The sequence below is a fragment of the Pseudomonas huaxiensis genome, from assembly GCF_003231275.1.
GTDB classification, from domain to species: domain Bacteria; phylum Pseudomonadota; class Gammaproteobacteria; order Pseudomonadales; family Pseudomonadaceae; genus Aquipseudomonas; species Aquipseudomonas huaxiensis.
The window spans coordinates 517,872-541,452 of sequence record NZ_QKVL01000001.1; the positions used below are offsets into that span (position 1 = coordinate 517,872).

Annotated in this window: 24 protein-coding genes and 3 pseudogenes; 12 read left to right on the top strand and 15 right to left on the bottom strand. The window is 55.9% G+C overall.

What is annotated here, in order from left to right; all coding sequences use genetic code 11:
- The first annotated feature begins 125 nt into the window (after positions 1-125).
- From DM374_RS02495 to DM374_RS34210, 4 genes and pseudogenes are all read left to right on the top strand, one after another.
- A complete protein-coding gene (locus DM374_RS02495) occupies positions 126-908 on the top strand; it encodes a response regulator transcription factor (RefSeq protein ID WP_110968416.1) in 783 nt (260 codons plus the stop codon).
- Position 909: 1 nt separating this feature from the next.
- Positions 910-3,564, top strand: coding sequence for an ATP-binding protein (locus DM374_RS02500; RefSeq protein ID WP_177431499.1), 2,655 nt, complete (start codon positions 910-912; stop codon positions 3,562-3,564).
- 310 nt (positions 3,565-3,874) lie between these two features.
- Positions 3,875-4,591 (top strand): annotated as a pseudogene (locus DM374_RS34205) (PAS domain-containing protein); the annotation flags it as partial.
- Positions 4,592-4,792: 201 nt separating this feature from the next.
- Positions 4,793-5,131: pseudogene (locus DM374_RS34210) on the top strand (methyl-accepting chemotaxis protein); the annotation flags it as partial.
- A gap of 437 nt (positions 5,132-5,568) precedes the next feature.
- Here DM374_RS34210 and DM374_RS02510 read toward each other — a convergent pair.
- Entirely contained in the window at positions 5,569-6,033 is a 465-nt protein-coding gene (locus DM374_RS02510; RefSeq protein ID WP_110968419.1) for a hemerythrin domain-containing protein, read from the bottom strand.
- A 504-nt stretch (positions 6,034-6,537) separates the two neighbouring features.
- On the opposite strand from DM374_RS02510, the gene DM374_RS02515 reads away from it, so the two are divergent.
- Positions 6,538-6,771, top strand: a complete 234-nt coding sequence (locus DM374_RS02515; RefSeq protein ID WP_110968420.1) for a PLD nuclease N-terminal domain-containing protein — start codon at positions 6,538-6,540, stop codon at positions 6,769-6,771.
- 510 nt (positions 6,772-7,281) lie between these two features.
- On the opposite strand, the gene DM374_RS02525 is transcribed toward DM374_RS02515, so the two are convergent.
- Positions 7,282-8,421: a glutathione-independent formaldehyde dehydrogenase gene (locus DM374_RS02525; RefSeq protein ID WP_110968422.1), complete on the bottom strand. Its 1,140-nt coding sequence runs from the start codon at positions 8,419-8,421 to the stop codon at positions 7,282-7,284.
- Between the two features lie 144 nt (positions 8,422-8,565).
- Positions 8,566-9,894: a cation:proton antiporter gene (locus tag DM374_RS02530; protein WP_110968423.1), complete on the bottom strand. Its 1,329-nt coding sequence runs from the start codon at positions 9,892-9,894 to the stop codon at positions 8,566-8,568.
- 153 nt (positions 9,895-10,047) lie between these two features.
- Between DM374_RS02530 and DM374_RS02535 the strand changes: the two genes are divergently transcribed.
- A complete protein-coding gene (locus tag DM374_RS02535; protein ID WP_075806333.1) occupies positions 10,048-10,224 on the top strand; it encodes a DUF3606 domain-containing protein in 177 nt (58 codons plus the stop codon).
- A 60-nt stretch (positions 10,225-10,284) separates the two neighbouring features.
- Here the strand turns inward: DM374_RS02535 and DM374_RS33595 are convergent, their stop codons facing one another.
- Positions 10,285-10,581 (bottom strand): hypothetical protein, encoded by a 297-nt coding sequence (locus tag DM374_RS33595; RefSeq protein WP_110968424.1) that lies wholly within the window; start codon positions 10,579-10,581, stop codon positions 10,285-10,287.
- 198 nt (positions 10,582-10,779) lie between these two features.
- Between DM374_RS33595 and DM374_RS02545 the strand changes: the two genes are divergently transcribed.
- From DM374_RS02545 to DM374_RS02555, 3 genes are read left to right on the top strand one after another with little or no spacing between them, the layout of a single operon-like run.
- Positions 10,780-11,283: a CinA family protein gene (locus tag DM374_RS02545; protein ID WP_110968425.1), complete on the top strand. Its 504-nt coding sequence runs from the start codon at positions 10,780-10,782 to the stop codon at positions 11,281-11,283.
- 11 nt (positions 11,284-11,294) lie between these two features.
- Positions 11,295-11,801, top strand: a complete 507-nt coding sequence (locus DM374_RS02550) for a hypothetical protein (protein WP_110968596.1) — start codon at positions 11,295-11,297, stop codon at positions 11,799-11,801.
- A gap of 9 nt (positions 11,802-11,810) precedes the next feature.
- Entirely contained in the window at positions 11,811-12,254 is a 444-nt protein-coding gene (locus DM374_RS02555; protein WP_110968426.1) for a DUF421 domain-containing protein, read from the top strand.
- Positions 12,255-12,261: 7 nt separating this feature from the next.
- On the opposite strand, the gene DM374_RS02560 is transcribed toward DM374_RS02555, so the two are convergent.
- Positions 12,262-12,690 (bottom strand): response regulator, encoded by a 429-nt coding sequence (locus tag DM374_RS02560; RefSeq protein ID WP_110968427.1) that lies wholly within the window; start codon positions 12,688-12,690, stop codon positions 12,262-12,264.
- Positions 12,680-13,777: a M28 family peptidase gene (locus DM374_RS02565; protein ID WP_110968428.1), complete on the bottom strand. Its 1,098-nt coding sequence runs from the start codon at positions 13,775-13,777 to the stop codon at positions 12,680-12,682. The genes DM374_RS02560 and DM374_RS02565 overlap by 11 nt, the downstream gene beginning before the upstream one ends.
- Positions 13,778-14,070: 293 nt before the next feature.
- On the opposite strand from DM374_RS02565, the pseudogene DM374_RS02570 reads away from it, so the two are divergent.
- Positions 14,071-14,260, top strand: a pseudogene (locus tag DM374_RS02570) (general stress protein); the annotation flags it as partial.
- Between the two features lie 47 nt (positions 14,261-14,307).
- Here the strand turns inward: DM374_RS02570 and DM374_RS02575 are convergent.
- Positions 14,308-14,589, bottom strand: a complete 282-nt coding sequence (locus DM374_RS02575; protein ID WP_110968430.1) for a DUF6555 family protein — start codon at positions 14,587-14,589, stop codon at positions 14,308-14,310.
- A 185-nt stretch (positions 14,590-14,774) separates the two neighbouring features.
- Here DM374_RS02575 and DM374_RS02580 point away from each other — a divergent pair, with 185 nt between their 5' ends.
- Positions 14,775-15,197 (top strand): low affinity iron permease family protein, encoded by a 423-nt coding sequence (locus tag DM374_RS02580; protein WP_110968431.1) that lies wholly within the window; start codon positions 14,775-14,777, stop codon positions 15,195-15,197.
- A 145-nt stretch (positions 15,198-15,342) separates the two neighbouring features.
- The gene (locus DM374_RS02585; protein WP_110968432.1) at positions 15,343-15,747 is read left to right on the top strand and encodes a response regulator; all 405 of its coding nucleotides are present in this window, start codon (positions 15,343-15,345) and stop codon (positions 15,745-15,747) included.
- A gap of 141 nt (positions 15,748-15,888) precedes the next feature.
- On the opposite strand, the gene DM374_RS34125 is transcribed toward DM374_RS02585, so the two are convergent.
- From DM374_RS34125 to DM374_RS02630, 8 genes are all read right to left on the bottom strand, one after another.
- On the bottom strand, positions 15,889-16,107 hold the full coding sequence (locus DM374_RS34125; protein ID WP_318531805.1) for a response regulator: 219 nt from the start codon (positions 16,105-16,107) through the stop codon (positions 15,889-15,891).
- A 951-nt stretch (positions 16,108-17,058) separates the two neighbouring features.
- Complete coding sequence (locus DM374_RS02600) at positions 17,059-19,299, bottom strand: SNF2-related protein (RefSeq protein ID WP_110968434.1); 2,241 nt, start codon at positions 19,297-19,299, stop codon at positions 17,059-17,061.
- Positions 19,300-19,396: 97 nt separating this feature from the next.
- Entirely contained in the window at positions 19,397-20,836 is a 1,440-nt protein-coding gene (locus DM374_RS02605) for a DUF6094 domain-containing protein (RefSeq protein ID WP_110968435.1), read from the bottom strand.
- A 28-nt stretch (positions 20,837-20,864) separates the two neighbouring features.
- Positions 20,865-21,467 carry a hypothetical protein gene (locus DM374_RS02610; protein WP_404821275.1) on the bottom strand — a complete coding sequence of 201 codons (603 nt, stop codon included), beginning with the start codon at positions 21,465-21,467 and terminating at the stop codon, positions 20,865-20,867.
- Positions 21,468-21,532: 65 nt separating this feature from the next.
- The gene (locus DM374_RS02615; RefSeq protein ID WP_110968436.1) at positions 21,533-21,784 is read right to left on the bottom strand and encodes a hypothetical protein; all 252 of its coding nucleotides are present in this window, start codon (positions 21,782-21,784) and stop codon (positions 21,533-21,535) included.
- A 92-nt stretch (positions 21,785-21,876) separates the two neighbouring features.
- Positions 21,877-22,482: a DUF3275 family protein gene (locus tag DM374_RS02620; RefSeq protein WP_110968437.1), complete on the bottom strand. Its 606-nt coding sequence runs from the start codon at positions 22,480-22,482 to the stop codon at positions 21,877-21,879.
- A 62-nt stretch (positions 22,483-22,544) separates the two neighbouring features.
- Complete coding sequence (locus tag DM374_RS02625) at positions 22,545-22,955, bottom strand: DUF5983 family protein (protein WP_110968438.1); 411 nt, start codon at positions 22,953-22,955, stop codon at positions 22,545-22,547.
- 71 nt (positions 22,956-23,026) lie between these two features.
- Positions 23,027-23,347 (bottom strand): hypothetical protein, encoded by a 321-nt coding sequence (locus DM374_RS02630; RefSeq protein WP_110968439.1) that lies wholly within the window; start codon positions 23,345-23,347, stop codon positions 23,027-23,029.
- Positions 23,348-23,581 lie beyond the last annotated feature (234 nt).

The window sequence follows — 23,581 nt, forward strand, 5'->3', positions numbered from 1 at the left end:
TATAAGGCCATCACGGTCTAGACTATTTTGCTTGAGGGCAAAAAGTTTTGATCGAGGGGGAAAATTCTCAGTCAGCCGCAGGGAAGGCTAGGCTTACTGAATGTCGCTGTAGGAACAGAAAATAAATGAAAAGCGTGCAGCTAGAGAAATTGGTGGGTCGGCGTATTCTGGTGGTCGATGATGTGGATGCGGAGCGCCAGCTTTTGGCTGAGTACTTACAGCATCTGGGGTGTCGTGTATATTTGGCCACCAACGGACAAGATGCTTTCAGAAAAGTGCATCTGGTCAACCCCGATTTGATTTTAATGGACGTGTTCATGCCTGTCTGTGATGGGTTGAAGTGCTGCCGGATGCTACAGGCAAACAAAGATCTTAGGCATATACCCGTTATTTTTTTAACTGGCGCAGGAATGCCAGAACAGCGTGTGCAAGGGTTGCTAGCGGGGGCCGTTGACTATATTTCAAAGCCATATAACTTGGATGAGGTTCGCCTTCGGCTGTCCATTCATTTGAAAACTTTTTCACCAACTTTAACGCCGGCCCTGGCTGACCCAAACAAAGCGCTGGGGAACCTAGATAAAATTCTTTTCGAGTCAACTAAAAACTTGATGCTTAAATCGCTTTCACAGACTCCGGAGTTGGCGGAGTTGGCCGCTGCGGTGGGGACCAACACCAAGCGATTGAATGAAGCATTTCGAAACTGTGTTGGTATAACCGTTTTTGAATATCTTCGCGAGGAGCGCATGAAAGAGGCCTGTATGCTTCTGACTAAAACGGCTATCTCGATCCAGGACATTGCTATTGAGATCGGTTTTACTGGTGGGGCTAATTTCTCAACCGCATTCAAAGATCGTTATGGCGTTTCACCGAGGGATTTCCGCTCTCATCGACAGGCGCTGGACGACTGATATGAGACCGACGCCGAGCTTCCTGACGTACACCGTCCTTATCGCAGTTATAGCGTCTCTACTGTCAATTGTCAGTTACTATTTAATTATTAATGACAAGCCAGCGCCTCATGTAGACTTACGAAGTGATACGGTTTTTATTAAGGATCGAGTCGACTCGAACTTGACGCCGGATGAGGTGCTTCGCCGCGCTGATTGGATGCCCCTGACTAGGGCTGGCATAGCTTCACCACGAAAGCACTCAGTGGCATGGTTGAAGGTCAAGCTTCGTAATGATACTGCAGATGCGCAAGATCGTTGGTTGGAAATTGCTCCCTGGCGCATCGGTGATATTGATGTCTATAAGTATTCTCTTGGCAGAGTCGACCTGATGTCTAAAAGCCATGTGGGGATGTCGGTTCCCTTTGAGTCGCGACCGCTTAGCAGTCGAAGGAACCTGGTGCGTGTGCAGCTACCACCAAACTCTGAGTTTGACGTTCTTGTTCGCGTTGAAACTGAGAGCTTACCCACCCTAGATGTTCGTTTGTGGGATATCAAGGCCGTACTTGATGAAGACAGTATCGAGCAGTTGCTTCATGCCGCGCTTTTCGGCAGTGTTTTAGTCCTCTCTGTCATTCTGCTGCTGCGCTTCGATCTCAGCTTCGGCATGCTGGCGGTGTGGTTGTTTTCAAGCTATGCAGTGGAGGCTGAGAAGGGAGGCTACATGGCCTTCTACTTGTTCAATGGTGAGCGAATCCAAACTGTGAGCTTCGGTTTAGCTTTTTGGCTGCTGTCAATAGCAAGCTTTTTATGCGCATTTGCATGGTTGTTGAAACCATTTGATCGGAAGCGTGAGCAGCATTTCTATTGTTTCATGATTTTTTTATGCGTAGTTATGATGTTGGTGGTCCTGTTTGTCGACAAAAACACGGCGCGGAACTCGTGCGCGATGTTCAATATGCTTGTATTACTCCTGTGGCCCCTATCATTAATTCGATTCAAGGCCCAGGGCAATACTTTCAGGGTCGCTTTAGTGTTGTTGTTTTTTATGAGTTGGTCTGAAAGCTGCTGGCTGGTTATTGACTACCTCTTCAATCTTGGATTCGTTGAGAATTTCAGGGCTGGTCCTGTTCTGATTAAGTTGATTACCATATTGGGTGTAGTCGGGGTGTTTTCGTTCCAACACGAGCTCAAGCGCCGTAGCACCGAGCTAGAGCTTTTGAACAACGAAAGAACCCAGAAAGTCTTTCTGGAAGAGCAGGTTGCGATACGCACGCTCGAACTTAAGCGAGCGCTGGCAGCTGCGGAGAGCGCAATTCTTGCCAAGGCGGAGTTTCTCGGACGGGTTAGTTATGATTTGCGTTCGCCGCTCACATCAATTATCGGGTATGGTCAGCTATTGCTATCTGAAAATTCAAGGGGAAGCCGAAAAATTGGTGTGATCTTGAAAAGCGCGGGGCATATGTTGACCCTGGTAAACGATTTGATTGAGCATGCCCGCGGCGTTTCCAGCGACACGGTCGAGCCGAAGGCTACCTATATTTATGGGCTTCTGGATACGATTGTCATGGAAGCTAAGATACTGGCAGGTAGAAACAATAACACCTTCCAGCTTGATATTTCACCATGCCTCCCCAGTTTGATTGTGGTGGATGACAAGCGACTTAGGCAGGTCATTATAAATTTGGTTGATAATGCTGCCAAGTACACCGAAAGCGGTAAGATTGGTTTTAGGGTTTTGTGTGAGCCGCTGGACGGTAGCCTCAATGAAGTATTGTTGATGATAACCATCAGTGATTCCGGCTGTGGTATACCAAAAGACGATTTACCGAAACTTTTTACGCCGTTTTACCGAGTAGCCAACAGTCGAACAGAAGGCGCAGGATTAGGACTGGCGATAGTTGATCATTGGGTCACTTTGATGGGCGGAAAGCTGGTAATTGACAGCATTGTCGGCATCGGGACCACGGCCCAATTATTCTTGCCGGTGAAAGTGGCGCGTGAAGTTGATATTACAAAGCGGCAAATAGTCGATTTCGATGGGCCTGTGCCGGCGTATGATGGTCGTGGACGTGTGGTGTGGATTGTAGAAGATAACCTTTATATTCGAGAGCTATTGGCGCAACATTTGACAAGTAATAATTTCGACGTACATTGCGCGGTGGATGGGCGTGATTGTATCAACCGGCTAGTTAGTAAGGGGGAGGCGCCTCCGAGTTTGGTGCTTACGGACTATTTGATGCCAAATTGTAGCGGGGCGGAATTGGTGGAGACGCTGCGAGAACATTGGCCTGCCCTTCCGGTTATTTTGATTTCTGCTACCCATCAAGCGATGCAGCCAGATTCAGATTCTACTAAGGCTAGGTTCTCCGGTTATCTAACAAAGCCCATAAATTTGGCTGATTTACGCGAACTGATCATTAAGCTAGCGAATATTGTTGATGTCCCTCATGATAATTACCCTGCTTCCTCTGATCAGCCCTTGTTAGAGTTTAATATTCTTAACAGTGAGGAAAAATTAAATTTTAATCTGTTGGTCGATCTTGGCGCAGTCAGTGATTTGGTTGAATGGGCCGCGCAACTCCCGCCTGATTATGGCGCGCTGGCTGCCTACGTTCAAAAAGCGAGTAAAGCGGGAGATCTCGCTGCATTGCGTATATTTAACATCAAGAGTTAGCTTGGGAGGGCGGTAAATCAAACGTGTGACGACCTGAGCCACATAAGCTGTAACTCATTTCAGAAATTGAGGTGGATGCATTGTTGAGTGTGTTTCTCATTTGCGTGACCACCCATACCGGTAGTCCTGATCCAAATCGGCAGCAGCCGGGCTAAAAACATATAACCCTACAGCAAAGATATTTTCCCTCGCGCCAAAGGCTCACTAATCTTCCACATGCTAGGATTAGAAAAAATAAGTCCTGGGGGGAGAAATGTTTTTTCGGCGTTCCATGAAAGTTGAGGAAGAGCTTCAGAATGTTCAGTTGGAGATGCGTTCGCTACAACAATATATCTCCGCTATCGACAAATCCACTGCTTCAATTATCTTCGATCCTTCAGGCATCATTACTTCGGTAAACTCAAATTTTCTTGCCTTATTCGGCTATGAGCGCTCTGACCTGTTAGGGCAGCATCATCGAATATTCTGTGAGCCAAGTTATGTCAAGTCACCGGAGTACTCCAGCTTCTGGTTGCAACTCACCAAAGGCCATTACCTTAAAGGACGATATGCGCGGATCACCAAGGCCGGCAAAGGTGTTTGGCTTGAGGCCACGTACACTCCCGTGTTGAACGACGCAGGTCAAGTTGATCGTATTTTGAAACTCGCGGTTGACGTAACTGCTCAAGTGGAAAGAGAGCAGGAACAGAGCGAATTTGTTAAGGCTGTTAACAAATCGATGGCCATCATTGAGTTTTCTCCCGAGGGTAGAATTCTCGATGTTAATGAAAATTTCCTCAATTCATTTGGTTACGGTCGAGAAATAATCGGAAAGCACCACAGTATTTTTTGTGTGCCTGAATATGTGGGTTCGCCTGAATATAATTTCTTCTGGAAAGATTTGAATGCCGGAAATTTTCGATCAGGGTTGTTCAAGCGGATTGATAAATTTGGTCAGGTAGTATGGTTGAGCGCTACTTATAACCCGGTGCTCGATAGTAAAGGACGATTGCGAAAAATTGTCAAAGTCGCAAGAGATATTACGCAAAGCCAGAGTGCAGCTATTGAGTCCTATCAGCAAGCCTGTAATGTATCAGATGAGACCAACAAGATCACAGAGAGCGGAGTTATGGCTGTTCAGGACACGATTGATCTGGTTAAAAGCATTTCCAGTGATATTACCTGTGCGGCGGAAGAAATTTCTATGATCGGGCAGCAGTCGGATAGAATAACAACTATCGCCAAAACTATAAGCAGTATAGCAGAACAAACTAATCTTCTCGCGCTGAATGCCGCGATTGAAGCAGCGAGAGCTGGAGAGCAGGGTAGAGGTTTTGCCGTGGTGGCGGACGAAGTTCGAAGTCTGGCGGCCAGGACATCGAAAGCGACAATTGAAATCGAACAAGTGGTGAGCCGTAATCATTATCTGTCACAAGAGGCGGCCTCTTCGATGAAAAAAAGCGAAGATAAAATTATACGTGGAGTAGATCTCGCGAATATTGCGGGAAAAGCCATACATGAAATCAGTCAGGGCTCACATTTGGTATTGCAAGCCATTCAACGCCTGAACAGTGTTACTCAAGAATAAGACTGTTACTTATAGGTTCAAAAATTTGGCATGGGTCCGTATTGTGGGGCAGAATTCTTCTGGTTTTTCCCGGTCCTCCTTTACAATTCGCCGTTCTCGGTTTGGTCGCTTAAGTGTGAAATTTACTGGAGGCCCGGTTTATCCCCATATGGTGGATTTATTTCAGCAAGTTATTTTTTCGGTACGGCTATCTCGTTAGCCGCGGAGAGATCGTTAGTGCTGTTGAATGGCTAAACCGTATCCACAGAGTGGGCGCGTTAACTCCGTCAGAGTATTTGTCGGTGGTTACGTTAATGGAAATTGTTTTTTGGCAGCACCGTCATTACCAGGGCTGGCCACTCGAAAAACCCTAGTATCTCAAGCCCTACCTAATAACTGTTGCGGTTTACACGAGAGGCGCCTGCCAGCCTGGTATGGGCCAGCAGGCCAATGCTGAATCAGGCAGCTCGTTGCTCGCCCTTGAGCAACTTCTTCTGCGCCTCCATGGCTCGGCCCAGCTCCTCAAGAGCGTCTTTACCCAGCAGCTTCTTCGCGGTAGGGAAGAGCTCGCTCTCTTCCTCCTCGATATGGTGCTCCAGCAGCTCTTTCATGACTTTTACCCGTCCTGTGAACTCGACGGTTCCGGTCTCGGTGTGTAGCAGATCAGGGAGCACCAGGGAGTCGACTGTGCGATGCTCTTCCTTGGCCTCGTAGTACATTTTCGCTTCTTCCTTGCCACCTGCTTGCTTGATCGCCGGGTAGAGAATCTTTTCTTCCAGCGATGTATGGATCTGCAGTTCGTGCTCGATCCGATGCAGTAACTCGACGCGCTTTTTCACTGCGCGCTCTGTGGTGCTGGAAAGCTCTTGCAGCAGCTTCTTCACCAGCTTGTGGTCTTGAATCAGTAAGTCGATAGCATTCATGACATTCCCTCATCAGGGGTCAATTGGAGGAACTTGCCTAGGGTTGAGTTGAGTGGAAACAGCAGGGTTCCCTCTTCGCGATGGTTGGTATCGCTGAGCAAGAGCCGGTCTCTATGAGGAGTGATCTATGGTCTCTGGTGAGCTCTGAGAGGGTGATTCTTGCCGCTAGGTCCCAGAACAAACATGTTTAAGCACCTTTTCGCTACCAGGCACCTCTGTCAGTGGAACTAGCAAGCAACCACGCACGGTGCACGATTTGGTAGTAATCCAACTGCTCGATATGTGTGAGCGCAGCTATCACTGGTGTGCAACATGAGTGGATCAGCTTGGGTTTCCCCTTCTGCATGGACGACAGCCCGCTCCATTGGCCCAAAGGTTTTTTCGCCGATCATCCTCATAGCCAACCCGTAGGTTGAACTTACCTGATCCTCTGAATTCATCTAGTTAGAAGGGCGCTAGCGATGTCAATCAGGCGGCCATTTCAAACACATTGGAGAAACGGTCATGAGTGAGCCTGTGACGTACTTTTGGATTGTGTTAGCAGGAATTATCGTGCTGGCTGATTTGTGGGCGATCGTGAGTGTTTTCCGCAGTGACAAAACTGATGCCACCAAGATCATGTGGTCATTGATTCTGGTGGTTCTTCCTATTCTTGGACTCGCGATTTGGGGTGTAGCAGGGCCCCGTGGAATCAAGCGCGGAACGGGGCCGACCTCCGACGAGCATAGTAAAGGGTAGGGTACGAACCACGCGTTGCGAGTTCGGCTCGCGCTCAGAGGCCTCTTATAGGCGGTGGCGGGTAGTATCAGTGTCTGGTGGATTGGCGTGCTCCAAACACGCCGGCCTGATACTCAGCTATCGCTTGGAACAAGCTCTCGGCCTCTAAGCGCAGGCGCTCGACCGTCTCGGCTGAGCAATGAGTAGATCTGGCCTCTTGGTAGCGGCGTAAGGCTTCAGTCGCTTCCTTGGTCAGAGGTTCGAGAGAAATCATAGCCTCGGTTAGTGATTGCTTCATAAATGCTAGATCCCTGCGGTGGCCGTCCAGAATGATACGTCTCCCTCAATCTACGGGGGCTATCTTTAAATTATGGCTCAAATATGAGTGCCGCACTGCAGATATCAGTCTTCTGCAGCGCGATACCCGCCGAGGCTCAAGAATGGGACGATGGGAGCTGCGGGGAGGCCGGGACGTGAGTCATCTTCTTGGCGGAGAGGCCGCGCCCGACCTCTCCGAAAAGGCCCAGCGGTCTAAGCGGCGGGTTTGAGAACAACCTTCGTCCATCCATCATCGCGCGCATCGAAATGCTTGTAGGCATCAGGCCCTTCCGCGAGCTTCAGGCGGTGGGAAATGATCTGCGACGGCGTTGCACGACCATGATGGATCAATTCGGCTAGCCGGCGGTTGTAGGCTTTGACGTTGGCCTGACCGGTGCGGATCTGCTGCCCCTTGAACCAGAACGCGCCGAAGTCGAAGGCCATCTTGCCTTCCTTGGCCAGTTCGTTCTTCGCACCTGGATCCTGCGGGACAAAAACGCCAACCACGCCGATGCCGCCGGTCGCTTTCGTCGAGGCCACCAGGTTGTTCATGGTGAGGTAATTGGCCTCGTGGCCATGGCGATCGCAGCACTGATAGCCCACACACTCGCAGCCTCGGTCCGTGCCCTTGCCATGAGTGAGGTTGAGGATCTGCTCCACTGCCTGCTGCTCGACGGAATTGATTGGCGTGGCGCCCATCTGCGCTGCCAGCTTCAGCCGGTCCGGCTGGTTGTCGATGACGAACACCTGGGAGGCGCCCTTGATCATGGCGGAATGGGCAGCCATCAGGCCAACGGGCCCAGCCCCGTAGATGGCGATGCTTTCCCCCGGTAGGAGGCCGGCCAGTTCGGTGGCGTGCCAGCCGGTCGGGAAGATGTCCGAAAGCATGACGTAGTCATCCTCGCGCTCCTGGGCATCCTCTGGCAGGACCAGGCAGTTGAAGTCCGCATAGGGCACCCGAAGCAGCTCCGCTTGGCCACCTTGGTACGGCCCCATCTCGGCGAACCCATATGCGGCACCAGCCGAGCCGGGATTGGCGGTCAGGCAGAAGCCCGTCAGGCCTTTTTCGCAGTTCTCGCAGAAGCCGCAGCCGATGTTGAACGGCAGGCAGACCCGATCGCCCACCTTCACCCGATCGACTCCAAGCCCCACCTCGATGACCTCGCCCAGGTTCTCGTGCCCGAAGACCCGACCGGCCTCGAATGAGGTACGACCTTCATACATGTGGAGGTCCGAACCACAGATGTTGGTGGTGGTAATGCGGACCAGGACATCGGTGGGCTTCTCGATTCTGGCGTCTGGTACGTCTTTCACTGCGACGTCACGCGGACCGTTGTACACGATTGCTTTCATCTTGGACTCCCGATTGAAAGGGCGAACGAATCACACCCTGTTCAGATCAGGTACCGGGAAAAGCAGCTGCGTTCCCCCGCGTCACGAAGAGGAAGGACCAAAGGTGCTAACCAATGACGGCACATAATCTTGTCCGCCAACGGTCTATCGTCGGTAGCGAGCCAGAATGGGCTGTGTCGTCACGCCGTGCAGCAGGATGCTCAATGCCACCACCGAGACGGTTAGATTGATGATCAGCTCACCAGTACTTGGCGATAGGTCATGACTGAGGCAATAGAACAGGTAGTACAGGCTGCCGATGCCGCGAATGCCGAACCAGCCGATCAGCACTCGCTGCTGATAGTCCAGCAGCTTGTCCCAAGGCATGAGTACAACACTCAGGGGCCGGATCAGCAGGAACAGAGCGCCGGCCACAATCAGGGCCCGCCAGTCCCAGTGCTCGATCAGGACCACGCCTAGCAACGTCACCAGAAAAACCTCCATGGCCCGCTCCACGAGACTGCCAAAGGCCAGCATGTCGCCGAGCATAATGCCGGCGGCCACCTGTGCCTCCTCCAGCGACTCCACATTACCTTTCACTGCGTGCTCAGGCGCTAGGTGCTGGTGACCGACCACCGGCTGCACCAGGTGCTCGGCCGGCTCGGCCTGGTCGGTGCTGGTGCGGGCCTCCGCCTGGCGCAGGCCGAGGCCCGCCGCGAAAACGGCGAGGAAGCCATAGGCATGGATGAGTTCGGCAAAAAAATACGCCAGCGCGATCAAAGCCAGGGTCAAGTAGTCATTCGGCGAGATCGTGCTGTCTTCGTTGCGGATGCGCAGATACAGCGTGAGTTGGCCAAGGCCTCGGCCCATCCAGTAACCACTGAGCAGGCCCGCCGGGACCGCCCATAGCACGCTGCCCGTCAGCCAGCCGCCAAGACTCTGGCCGATGCCTGTGGTGTGCTGCATCAGCAGCAGGCCGAGCAGCACGAACGGAAACGCCACGCCATCGTTAAGGCCGGCCTCGCCGGACAAGCCGAAACGCACGCCATCGTAGTCCTGTGCATCGCTGACCTGGACCAAGGTGGCGAGCACCGGGTCGGTGGGAGCCAGGATTGCACCGATCAGCACGGAAACACCCCAGCCCAGATTCATACCGTAGTGCAAGAGCAGGGTCACGCCGCCGATGCACAGAAGCATCACCGGGCCAGCCAGGAGGAACGCAATCTTCCAGCGCTGGTGGTGGAGCGGCAGGCGCAGCTTGAGGCCGCTGACGAACAACGAGAACAGCACTGCCGCTTCGGTCAGGTGTTCCATCCAGCCCCTGGACGACGAAATCGGCAACTGCAACAGACCGAGCCCGGCAGGGCCTAGGCCGATTCCGAGACCCAGGCATACGACGGCTGTGGTGACCGGTGTCCAGCGCAGATAGGAAGATGTCAGGGCCAATACCAGCAGCACCATTCCCAAGGTGGCGACCCAGATGATGAAACTCATGGAAGTGGTGGCCTCTATTGCTGCGGGTCTTCAATGTCAGACGCGGCAGCGTTTCGGCCGTTCCACCGGCATGCGACGGCCCGGCGGAAACAAATCGCTGGTCTATATTCTTTGGGGCCTGAGCGGGTCAGGCGTCAACGAGGACAAGGGAATATGGCTGACGATCTTACCAACCGGGGGCCGCAAGACCGGTCTCGCATCAACCTGTCGGAATCGTGGGAGGTCCAGTACTGGACCAAGAAGTTCGGCGTCACCGAGCAGCAGCTTCGCGACGCGGTCAAGGCGGTGGGTTCCAGCGCCGACGCCGTCCAGAAGAAGCTCGGCAAGTAGATGGCGGGCTGAGGGTCACATGCCTTCATCCCGCCACCGCCCGGCGGGATGGGGCACACCTCACATGCCGCGTTGCTTCGCTACCGATACAGAGGCGGCCCGACCAAGTTGTCGGGCGTGCGCAACACCCCAATGTAGTGCGCGGGTCATTGTCTCACCGGGACGCTTGTCGAAGCCCTCTTCAGAGAGCGGCCTACCGAGCTCATCGTAGATCCCGACGAAGAGTTGAGTTTCTCCCGTCCGCGCCAAGCGTACCTGCACATCGATCGTACATCCGTTATCCAGTTTTTCATCATGGGTACGGTGATGTAGATCGGGATCTGCCCATTCCCAGAATGTCTGTCCCCGCTGTTTCATTGAGCCAGCCCTATGCCAGTTTGGTCTGTCGTTTCGTCAAAGTAGCGTAACTGATCCGACTGTCCAGCTTGTCGATAAACCGATTTGACATGAGGCAGGCCTGAGTAAGCGATTGCGGCTGGTACGCTCCTCAATCCTGCGCTGAACCAATCGTTTCGGAAAACCGTCAACCCAGAAACAACGAGGCGGGCTAGAGCGATGCGTGAGGATCCGGTTGCGGACGTACTGGCGTACTGCAAACAGCATGACCTGCTGCTGACCACCGCCGAGTCCTGCACGGCGGGCTACATGATCTCGCTGCTGGCCACGGTGCCTGGCACTGGTGAGGTGGTGGAAAGCGGGTACGTGGTTTATTCCCCCCAAGCCAAACAACGACTGCTTGGTGTGACTCCCGAGACGATCGAACGATACGGCCTGACCAGTGAGGCCGTTGCCTGGGAAATGGCAATTGGCGCGCTAAATGACAGCAAGGCAGATATTGCCATCGCCACTACTGGCGTCGCTGGCCCTGAGCCTGAAGATGGTATTGCTCCTGGCACACTGTGCTTTGCCTGGGCCTTTGCCGGGGAACCCCCAGCGGTCTTTACCCGCTGTCAGCGCTTTTTTGGGGAGCGCAGCGAGGTGATGCGGGAAGCGGCGCTCTATGGCCTGACTCAGCTTCCTCATTACCACCGGCGCTGGTTGCGGGGTGAACGGGCCTGAGGGCATTGATGATGAAGGAAGAAGAGCTGCACTCGCGGCGGTTTCCGGTCCACGAAGACATGCGGATGCAGCAGCGTGTCTGGAACTTCGAACGCATCGGCTGGTACACCTTGGTCCTTATCGTGCTCCTGGCGCTCGCCGGCGTATTCGGCAACGGGCCGCTGAGCAATGCCGAAGCGGTCAGCGCCGACGGCAACCTTCGCGTGCAGTACCAGCGCTTGAGCCGCAGCGGCACGGTGGACGATCTGCGGATCTCGGTGCGAGGCGCAGCGGGAAAACCTGTGACATTGGTGCTGGACGGCACACTGCTGCGTGAGGCCAGCATCGAGACGATGCAGCCCGAACCTCAAACCTCGATGTCGCGAGGCCAGGCTCTGCTTCTCCAGTTGGGCACGAGTGCAGACGGCGTCGCCACCCTATACCTCACCGTTCGTTCGGAGTACGTCGGCACGCTGCAGGGGCTGGTAGAGGCAGGTCCCGGCACCTCCGTCAGTTTTTCAACCTTCCTGTTTCCCTAGGAGCGTTTCATGGACTCGATCCTCCGAGCCGCGGGCATGTATATCGCCCTGATGATCCTGTTCCGGATCGCCGGCAGACGCTCATTGGCAGACCTGACCACGTTCGACTTTGTGTTGCTGCTGATCATTGGCGAGGCGACCCAACAGGCCCTGTTGGGAGAGGACTTCTCCTTTACCAACGCTATGCTGGTGATCGCCACGCTGATCGTCCTGGACGTAGGCCTGTCTCTGGCGAAGCTGAGCTCCCGGCCTCTTGCCCGCTTTCTCGATGGCCACGCCACCCTCGTGGTGGAACGGGGGCGTTTTCTTCATGAGCGGATGCGGCGAGCACGGCTTACCGAGGACGATATTCTGGAGTCGGCCCGTAACAGCCAAGGCGTGGAGAAGGTTGAACAGATCAAATTCGCGATCGTGGAGCGCAACGGGAAAATATCGATCATTCCCGAGGAATGACCGTTTTCTACGGAGTCAGGCCCGAGCTTGGTTGGCCGCGTCCAGCCCATTCAGTCAGCAGTTGCGCAAGGGCGACATCAAGCTCCTCGATCGACCAGGGCTTGAAGAGGAAACTCATCGGCGCGGGCAAATGCTCCGTATCCAGGGGGTAGCCCGACGTCAGAAGCACAGGCAGGGTCGCCCACTTCTGCTTGATCATTTCCGCTAGCTCCAGGCCCTTTATGGTGCCTGGTACGCCATGGTCGGCGATAACCAGATCGCATTGGCCTTGCTGCTCCAGCAAGTAGACGAGCGCGTCTTCGGCATTGTTGAAGGCCACAGAGGCGGCGCCGCGTCCATCAATGATGCTGACGAGGAGATCCCGCAAGACCAGATCGTCCTCAATCACGACGATGCGGCAACCGGATAATTCCATACCTGAGCGCTCAACGTTCACGCGGCTTTCCTTCCTGATCCGTTGTGCAGACTTTATCGGTCGATGGATGTATCAAATATTCGACCAGTGTAGCAGCACAGGCCGAAATACCTTCTGACAGAACCATTTCAAAGCCATGAGTGTTTTCTGTTGGGATGGCAATACACCCCGCCAGGGCGTCAACACCCGTACTCAGCACGGCGCTGGCGTCAGAGGCGAAATCCACCAGCAGTGCTGACTGTGGCTCATAACCTGCGCGAATGGTAGCGGCCATTAAGGCCTGAACGACCGAACGGCTGTAATAGTCTTTCTGGTCGCCGGTATTGATGATCGGATGGGCAGAAAGCGAAGTGTCGTATTCCTCCAGAACCGGCCCGACCTCCACGGCGATGGTGGTATCGCCAGGGAGTCTGGATGCGGCGTACAGGGCGCCGGCATTGGACTCTTCCTCCAGGGTGGTACAAACGAACCAGACGTCCTGCTTCAGTCGCTCGCGGTTTTGCTGCAGCAGCCTTGCCGCCTCTATCACCGCGACCAGCGGAGCCCGATCGTTCAGAAAATGGGCGGCGATGCAATCTTGCACCCTGAACGGCCTGCGCCAGTGCTGGCTGAGCACCACCCGGCTACCGGGACGGACACCGACCCGTTCCAGTTCCTGCTTCGACTTCCGGGTAACGACGTAGACATCTTTCCATTGCACGTCACCGGAAAGCACATCCCGACCACTGGGCGTGCTACCACTGTTATGCATAGAGCCATACGACAGAACGCCGGGGAGGACCTCCTGATCCCCCAGGATATCGACTGGACAAACGCCGAAGGAAACGGGCTGGGCGCCACCCAGCGCCACCACCTCAAGGTGGCCGTCGGCGCGGACCCTCTTCACGATCATCGCGATTTCATCGAGGTGAGCCATGACCCGGATCGCCGACTGCGGCTCGACGTTCCCCGGCGCCCGGACCACCCCGAGCACATTGCCCGCCCTGTCGGTCTCCACGGTGTCGCCCCAGCGCCCCAGCTCTCGCAGGCAAACCGTGCGAACCTCATCCTCCTGGCCGCCAGGCCCCCTAGCGATCAGCAGTTCTTCAAGCAGGCATTCGAAATTCATGATTGCTCCGTTCCGGTACACCCAGGTCGATAGACCGTCTGCCTCGGGGGCTGTTCAGAAGCGTTCAAACATTGATGACCCAAATACCCATGCTGGAAACCGCCGGGAAACAAGGCGTTTGTGCGCGACAGGCTAACCCTCTCATCCTTTAACGCACCTCGTCCGACACGGAGCGATTCGAGTGAATGATCGAAGCCATTCCAGGCGTCCTAGAGGAACACAGACTTTCCTGTGTGAAACCAGAACATGAGGTGAAAGATCATGGCAAACAACCAGAGCAATCGCGGCCATCAGGGCGGGAGCGCAAACAGCAATCCGGGCAACTTCGCAAACGATCGGGAGAAAGTGGCGGAAGCCGGACGCAAGGGCGGGAAGTCATCTGGTGGCAATTTCGCCAATGACCACGAACGAGCCTCCGAGGCCGGACGTACCGGTGGTCAGCAGAGCCATGGCGGCGGTCGTCCAAGCGGCAACAGTCGCTGATCCGATCAGTGCTGTACCAAGGCGGCTCACGCCCTGGTACTCCTTTCTCACGTCGTAGAAAACTTTCCAACATCTACCGGCTGGGGCACGAAAGCTGGCCCTTGGCCTGATACCCGCCATTTGACGTTTGTGATCCCATGACGCTCGGCCATTGGCCTGCTCACTTTCTTGAGCGAGTGCTGGCCGAACCTCGGAATCAGTCCCACACCCGCGTCGCAACTCGCCCAATGCCAGGCTTCGGCGTTGTCCATCTTCTCCAGGCGGATAATGAAAGTTCGATAGCTGCCGTGCAGCTCGTATTCGATGACGTATAGCGGTGATCCTGCCATGGGGGTTCTCTCCACTTGTTAACCAAGCCTATGGAGCGGAGGAGAGATGACGAAATTCAGTCGGATTTAATCAGCGGCGAAGACCACCACGGCAGCGGCTCGCATCACTACGCGAGAAAATGTAAAAAAGATTTCAGGCGCTTGTTGCGGTCCCATGGATATAGGGACCAAAAAGGAAGGAAATCATGAAATTCGCGATGTTTTGCCAGTGGCTGTCGAACCGAGCAGGCAGCCCTCGGACGTTTCTGGTGGCCATGCTTCTGATCTTGCTCTGGGCTGTCACGGGGCCTTGGTTTCACTACAACGACACCTGGCAGCTCATCATCAACACCTCTACGACGATCATCACTTTCCTGATGGTGTTTCTGATCCAAAACACGCAGAACAGGGATAACGACATCATCCACGTGAAGCTGGACGAGCTGATCCGCGCCACCAAGTCGGCTCAACGTTCTGTCTTGGACTTGGAGGATATGGACAGCAAAGAGCTTCCAGCACTGCGCAGGGAATACCGCGCGATGGCTGAAAATTGCGGTCAAGTGGATCTGCAAGAGCCTAGCGCTTCCGACGACGGAAAGGAGCACGGAAGAATCGAGCAGCAACGCTAGCTTGGAGCGCTTGATTGATTAGGGGAGTCAGAATGAATTTTTCTGGTACTAGCGATGTCGTAATGATATCGCGCACCAAGCCGCCTTGAGGACGGCGACAGGATGTCAGCTTCGACCGGGTGCGCATTACGCGAGCCAGACGACGATGAAACAAACGATTTCCCTTCCCCCGCTTCCCCCCGTGATGCTTGTAGAAGACGAACCTGCGTTAAGAGAAATCCTCACCTTTATGCTCCAGGATCTCGGAGCGGTGGTGAACAGCTTTGCAACGGCCGTTGAAGGCCTCGCCGCTCTAGGTACTCAGGACTGGGCGTTGGTTCTGACGGACGTTAGAACCCCAGGACCTGTCGACGGGCTTGCTCTTGCAGCCACAGCCCGGGCAAGACTTCCGGCCGCTGGGGTCATAGTAATGAGCGGGTTCTATGAAGAGATGGGAAGAGCACTGCCCATGGGAGTGTCTTTTCTGCCCAAACCGTGGCCTTCAGAGTCTTTTGACCAACTGGTAATGCCCGTTCTCGAACAGTTCAGCAAGAGGAAGTACCCAGAGTAGAGGGGGTTACCGGCTCAGGGCTTGTCCGATGGCGTCAATGAGTTGTTCAAGAGCCCAAGGTATGAAAAGGAAGATGGTCCGAGGATCGAGCCCAGCTGTGTCTAGGTTGAAGCCGGACGTGAAGATACAGGGCAAATCGGGTCACTTCTGTTGGATCATGGAAAGGAACTCCATACCTTTGATGCTACCAGGTAGCCCATGGTCGGCGATGGCCAGAGAGAGGCTACCGTGCTGCTCCAATAACTCGATGAGCGCGTCATCGGCGTTATCGAATGTGGTGCAGCCACCTCCCAATTCCCGAATGATATCGGACATCAATGTCCTCAACGTCTGATCGTCTTCCAGAACAAGTACCTTCATTATCCGGCACATGAACCCGGCCACACATCCCACATTCTTAGCAGCCGTAGTGCTCTTCAGTAGGAGCCTTAAACTCGGATCCCGCCACGGCCTCCAAGTAGCTTTTATCAGCAAGCACCCGTAGATCGCGCCACTGCCGCCAGTCGATAAGTCTCTGCCGATCCATCTCGTCAGCACGCCTAAGGAGTTCATCGTGATAAGCGTTCGGGTAGTCCCGCCGCAGTCGATGATTGTCATAGATGGAGAACCAGTCATCCACATGGTGGGACACACTATCTATACGCCGCACCGATCCACTGATCGCATTCATCGCTATACCCTCGCTCTATGCAATGGAGAGTCAGCACGCAATCAGGGTTCAGAGAGATGAGGTCAGCGGTCATGATTCAACCAGATGACCTATTCAATCATTTCTATCAGAATGGGCAGACCTCTTTCGTCCCGATGGGACGAAATTTGAAGCGAGCTCCAATCAAATCATCAAAGCACCCAAGTGCCTGCCTCCAACGAAGGCTGCTCACTGGTGGTTGTGGCATCTGCGTGAGAAAAAACAGTCGACTCAGATGTCGTTTGATCAGTTGCATCTATTTCGCATGAGTCGTTTATTGGGAAATGTCACAGCTTGATCACCATTTCGTGCTGAGCGACTGGTTGAAGCGCGAGTGCCCTAAAGACGTCGAGCTGATCGGTATGGTTGAGGCCCATGCACAAGAGGCTTTGCATGAGACCTGCCAAGCATAGAAGGCTGAAAGGGACGGCTATTATGGGCAGGAGAACGAAAGTCCGGGGATAAGCACTGAGCAGCGAGATCTGGCCACCTTTCGGTGGCCGCAGCCAGATTAAGGCATCCATAGCTCGAGTTGTCCTTTCATCGGTAATTCCATTAGTGCTCAAACCAGTCAGGGTGTCATATTCGCAGGTGAAAAAAGGCCACCCTAGGGTGGCCGTATGCTATGCAGCGATCAGTTGTCTTGCTAGCGCCATTTCAACCGACTCACCATTCTGGTTCAGGGAATCGAGCCCAGACTCCGGTACATCCCCCGACGTGCTTTGTGCCACTGCGATCTTCTTGGCCATCAGCTCCAGGCAGGTGATCTGCGAACTGCCGGCGTAGCCGAAGAACACCACGCGGACCGGGTGTTTCTGCCCGATCCTCCAAGATCGCCGCGCGGCCTGCTGTAGGGTGTACACGTTGTACCCCGTCTGTAAGAACGCGATGGTTGGGAAGTCCAGCAGGTCCAGCCCGGTCTTGACCAGCTCCGGGTTGGTTAGCAGCACGTCGACACCGCGGTCGACCTGGTCGAGGATCCAGTCCTCGCGTCGAGCTGTGTCAACCGTGGCCCGCAGTACTGAAGCGCGGAGGCCTGCCTGCTCGAGGACCTTCTTCAGCCTGGACGTAGTGTCGCGCGTCCCACTGTAGACGGTATATGCAAGGATCTTGCGGCCTTTAGCTTTCTCCTCGAGGCACAGGTTCAGCAGCGCCTGCTCCTTGGGCATCAGTTCATCGTCGCCGAAGAGTGCCGGTACAAAGGCCAGCGTGTCTCGTGTGCGCGGATGTTTGACCATCTCCGATCGGAAGCAGCAGTCCGGCCAGGCCAGTAGCACATTGAGCACCACTCCCAATAAGGTGGTGTCTCTCCGGGCCAGGGCCTGGCGGAGCTCAGCGGTCAACGTGGCCGCCAAGCGCTGGTAGGCCGAGGCCTGCTCCGGCGCCATGGGCACGTCGATGAACTCCTCCTGGTAGCTGGGCAGCACGTTGCCACCGATATCCTTGAGTTTCAGGAACACGGTGAATGGCAGCACGAACCGGTGGATGCCTTTAGGGCCGAAGCCTGGGGCCTTCACGGTGCGTACCGACAGTTTCTTGCCCTTGGCAGTCTTGTGCGAATCGCCATCGCGCTCGGTGTAGATGTCCTTGAGGACTCCGTGATCGCGCATGAACGACATGGCTGCAGGAGCCAAACTGCCGCGTGCGTTGGGTCGGTAGCCGTCCTCGATCATGCGCTGGGTGAGAATGCGGAACAGGAGGTAGAACAGGTCGTCGGCGTAGCCGCCCATCAAGGTCCCGGTGAGAAGGACGGTTTTACGCGCCTTCGCGGCCAACACCCCCATGGCCTGGCCCTGAGCCGAACCGCTGTTCTTGTACTCATGCCCCTCGTCGACAACTAACAGATCGAAGAAGCCATCGGGTAGGTAGCGCTTGATGAACTCTGTCGGCTGGTAGCCACCCTCGCCGAATCCGAACTCGATGTTGGCCATCGCCCGCTCCATGCGCTTGGCCTGGCCGTCGCTGAAGACGAAGTCGCCTTTCGAGTCCATCAAGTTGATGAACTCTGAGACGTTGTCGACCAGCATCGAGGCCAGGAAGTCCTCGCCGAAGTCGTTGAGCAGCCGTTCCGCCCGGACCGGGCCGATCGTTGGTATCCGGCACATCGACTTCAGGATTGTCGAGCGTCGGTCCCCACCATCGGCTTTGCCTGGGCGCATAAGCGTCCAGAGGGCAGCGTTGCAGGCACTGCAGTTGCGACGGCGATCACCGCGCTCGAACTCATCCACGGTGACCAGGTTGCCTTCCAGGTCCTCGAGGACCTGGCCACAATCTGGACATGCCGCCAGCGGCTGGCCACCTGCAGTGCGCCGTTTCCAGCAGGCGAGTCGCCAGTGGAAGCCCATCCGCATCCTGACTCGGCCGAGGATGAAGAACTCCGGCCTGCCGTCATAGATTTGCCCCGACTGGTCACGCAACTTAAGCAGCTTGACCAACGTGTCCGGGCCGTTGAGCACCCAGACGCGGGCGCCTGGCGTGGTCTCCAGGATCTCGCGCCGCCACTTGTAGACCAAGTGAGGTGGCGAGATGACGAGGGTTCGACGGTAGCCTGCCGCGTGGAGCACGGCAGCGACTGCGATGGCCATCATCGTCTTCCCGGTACCCATCTCTGCGTTGATGATCGCAGCTTGCTCGTTGCGATCGAGCAGAAGCGCGGTGATGGCTTGAACAACCTCAGCTTGCGCCACGAATGGCGTGCGCTTGAGACTTGCCATCACGGCCTGGCGCTGTTCGTTAATGCTGCCGGTATAAACCGGAGGGTTGGAGCGGTTGAGCGACTCCAGGAGCTCGTCGCCGAACTCGTCGATGAAATCGGTCAGGTTGATGTTCAGGGGGGAGGTGGCCGATTGGGTCAGTGCGTTCATGTGCATCTCCTGCAGGTAACGCAGGGCATGCACAAACCCCGGCGGGTATGGGCATACCCTGCGGGTCTATGTGGTGTGTTAGCCGTTGCGGCTTGGGTCAGTAGTCGCTGGGAAGTAGCAGGGTGGTTGAGCTACGGTCGGCTTCGGTGATGATCCAGAGCCTGGACTCGTCGCCGGCGTCGATGTCGTAGCTTGAGAACAAGCGGTCTCCGTGGGTAAGTGCGAGCTGGTTGGAGGCTCTGTCGTCATCGCATAGCTCGCCCCAGTCACCTGCCAGATGGCGTTTCAGCGAAGAGGTGGGATTGAGCTGCCCGGTTTCCACTAGATGACTGATAGCGGCGGTCATCACGATCTGTCCTGGGTTAAACAGTGACGTTGCAACTGGCTCATCAGTTGCAACCGCTTCGTCGATGCTCGCCGGCGAAGAACTGATGATCAGCACCTGGCCGTGGTTTATCGAGGAGGGGGTCATTTCCCAAGCTCGGATGATCGGAATAAACCGGTCGGTGAGGATCCTGACTTCTGAGACGTTGCCTTTCTCATCCTCGGTGAATTCGGTCTTGCGCACCTTGTCCTTGTAGGTGTCACCCTTCACGACCAAGGTCCGGCCCGACTTCGAGCGGACAACACCCGAGATTGCGCCGGCGGCTAGGGCCAGTGCGAGATGCCAGCAGGAAAGCTCGCGAACAGGGGCTCGCGGTTGAAGGCCAGCTTGCCCAAAGTGCAGGTTGAAGTCGGGCCAGAGCCCACGCAGCCGCAGAGTCTCGGAGGCGAATTGCTCCGGCTCCAGAGTAATGCGGTAGAAATGCTCCAGCTCGCTGGCAACTGACGGAACGAGGTACGGCTCCCATGGCCACGTCGCAGGGATCTCCTCGGCCAGTTCCTGCCCAGCACCGATCGCCTGCAGGTGGGACCTCACCTGGTTAGTGATGGACCGAGCCAAGTCTTGCCGGCGTACGCGAATGCCGAAGATCACCACCTGTTTGAAGGTGGGGTCTGCAGCACCGTATACGCGCAGTTCGGCGAAGTGGTTGCTCAGCCATCCTGTCACCTCGTCGTCCAGCACGTAGTGAGGAACGATGAGCACCAGGACACCGCCATACTGCAGAAGCGGGAGGCAGCGTTGATAAAAGGCTTTCTCCAAGCGCCGGCGGCCGCTGCCTTGGTACTGTGATGCACCGGAGTGATCCGCGACCAGGTCACCGTAGGGGGGGTTGAGCCAGAGCAAGCCGAACGACTGACGGCTGATCAAGGTGTCGAAGAGGTCACTGTGTAGCACCCGGTCGAGCAGACCTCGCGCGTGAACCGCGCGTTCGCGATCGTACTCGACCGCGAACGCTTGGACCTGGTCGCGGCCCAGGAAGTGAGCTGCTTCAGCAAGGGCAACACCCTCACCGGCACAAGGGTCGCAGATCCTCATCCTGCCCGAAGTGGCGGGAGTGAGTGCCTGCAGCGTGCGTTCAAGAGTGATTTCATCGGTGGGGTAGTAGCCGTTGCGGGCAAAGTTGCGCGCCAGGCGCGGAAACATGAGGGCCATAGGGCATCCTTTGAATTGGTGAATGAGCTCAGGCAGGCGCCTGAGCTTCAGTGGTGAGTACGCCCTGGCGAATCAGCTCTCCGAGAGCAGGCTCAAGTACCTCGAGCTTCATGGCGAGTCGCCAGGCGCAGACATCGCCGAACGCTCCAGGGAGGGCGATCAGCATCTGGTGCTGGGTGAGGACTTCCATCACAGGCTCGCGCCAGTGGGAGAGAAGGGGAAGCGGGCAGGTCTCGATCACCAGCGGCCAGAGCCGATGGTGTGGGGCTTCATTACGCTTCAGTAGGGCGAAGGCGAAGTGATTGGCTTGGTCGGGCACCGAGGCGCGTCGATCGAACAGCCAGAGGTGCAACATGCTGCCGAACAAAGTCCCGCGGAATTGCCGTGTTGTGCGCTTTTCCAGCTGGTCCTGGTTGGGGAAAACGGGGATGCTCCGCCCGTCGACGAGAATGTGAAACTGCTCGAGGCCGTTATCTTCCCGGCCAAGCGTGAGCCTGGCCAGAAACTCCTGCAGGGCAGTGTCACGACCCCAGGCCGACATGAACACCAGGTTGCGCTGCTCGTCGCACACGCAGGCGTCGACGTACAGGTCTGGGCATTCCTCGATCTGGAACAGGGGGGATGGGTGCATGATGGCCTCCATTGTGGAGGCGTCCGTCCCAGAGGGCGGAAACGCCCCCCGGGATGGTCTGGTGGTTAATTGAAGGTCCTGGTGAGCGGATCGAAAGCCACACTGTGTTGGTGCAGCGGGCCGTGACCCTCTAGGAATATTTGGATCCGGTACTGGTCGCGGAGACGTATAGCAGCCTCAGCCTGGTCTAGGGTGAGGTCCAACTCTTCGATGAAGAAGTCGACGAGCTTCTCGTCAGTCGACACCTCGTTGTTGGACAGCTGGTCCTCAATGTTGGCGAGGATTTGTTTGCTCAAGTTGCTGAACATAGCGTTCATGATGGTGCTCCAGGTAGATAAATGGAGCCCCTGAGGAGGCCCCTCAGGGTGTGTGGTTCAGGTTGACTGCGGCAGTGGTCTGACAGGCCGCTTTAAGGGGAAGCCCTGGTCCAGGTTTGAGTTTTGAAGTCCATGGTAAAACCGAGCTGGTCCAGCCGCGTGCACTGGGCGCGCAGCCGTTGTCGGTCTACGGTGGTGTCGAGCCTCACGGTTTCGCTCAATGGCCACACCGTGCCAAATAGCTCGGCATCGATGTCGTTCGTGATCGGAGACACCGGTGGGGTCATCCCGAAGGGCTCATCCGAGGCGAGGGCATCAGTTTGGGGCTGTCGCGCCGGCGCACTTGGAGCCCGACGTGACGGTATCGGTGTGGGTGGTGGCCCGTCCTCTTCAAGAGGGTCAGGGACGTTGGTTGGCAGGTGTTCTTCGTCCTCGCGACTGAGACCTGTGACATCCTCCAGGGTCATGCCCTCGAGTTCAGCCCTGATCTCAACAACGAGTCGACCGCCGTGTGAGTAATACGATGGGCGAATCTGCTTGATCGCGAAGTCACCTCGGTATTTACCCTCTTGGTATTGATCCAGAAGAGCATCCTTGATGGTGAACTCACCGATCGAGGTACTGAGGCGGCCGACGTTGAAGAGCCCGAGTCGGCCGGAGATGGTGCGGATGGCCAACTGGCCGGTGATTGAGATCATGTGTGCTCCCCGTAAAGCATGGGGAACTCCCTGCGGGCGTTCCCCGCGAGGGTGGAAGGTGTTCAGCAGTCGAACAGCGGCAGACCGTCGAGAACGTTACCGTTGGGGTCGATGACCAGGAACCTCACTTCAGCCTCAGCGGCAAGAGTGAGCACTCGGATGGTCTGCTCGCTGAAGCCCTCGGCGGCTTGCAGCGCTTGAAGTGTCGATAGGTCGTACCCCCAGTACTGTCCCAGATGTTGGTCGGTCCAGGGCGTACTGAGAAGTTTGAAGCCGATGGCATCACTGTCGGGCAGTACAAAGCACTCGAACTGAAGGAGAGCTGTATCAGCAGTTTCAACGAATGCCTGCAGCTCCTCCCAGTCCTCCTCGGGCAAGTGCGCAGATGCGATCTCGAACGCGTGGCTGCAGCAGGGATGAGTTACAGGGTGATCACCAGCAGAGATGTGGAAGGGGTTGGGTGATTGTGCCATGTGGCGTGCTCCTGGTTGAGAGGAAGCCACCCCAGAGGGTGACCCCTCTGGGTGAGTAAAAAATGGCTGTGTCAGGCAGGGGCTGCAGCGGGCTGCAGCTTGATCTGGATGTAGGATGGCTCGTCCTCGGGGGCCACGATTTGCAACATGAGGGTGACCCAGTCACGGTCACAGCCGGTGTGGCGCTTCGTGTACACACCGAAGGACAGAGCATTCGCCTGAGGCTGCTGCTTGAGCTCTTGCCACGCAGTTTGGACGACAGTGGCGAGGCGTTTGCTCATTTCGGCTACCCGGTCCGGGTTTTCGAGATAGACCGCACGCATCCACGCAGCGTTGTCCAGGACAACCGGAAGGGTGAGGTATGGCTCGGACGATGCGGATGGTATGGACATCAGAGGTCTCCAGAATGAGCGAGGCCTCGGTCCGCGAGGGATGAGATCCCCGCGGGTAGGTAAAGTAGAAGGCACTCCATCACTGAGTGATGTGATCGCGCTACCGAGTGCTCGGCGATCTTGGGTGGGTTGGCGCAATGCGCTGGAGCCTTAAACCCTGGCTCCGGGAGGCACTGTCAACGACAGTGAGCTAAATCTGTCCCCGTCTAGACGGGGAACTTACGGTTATATTGG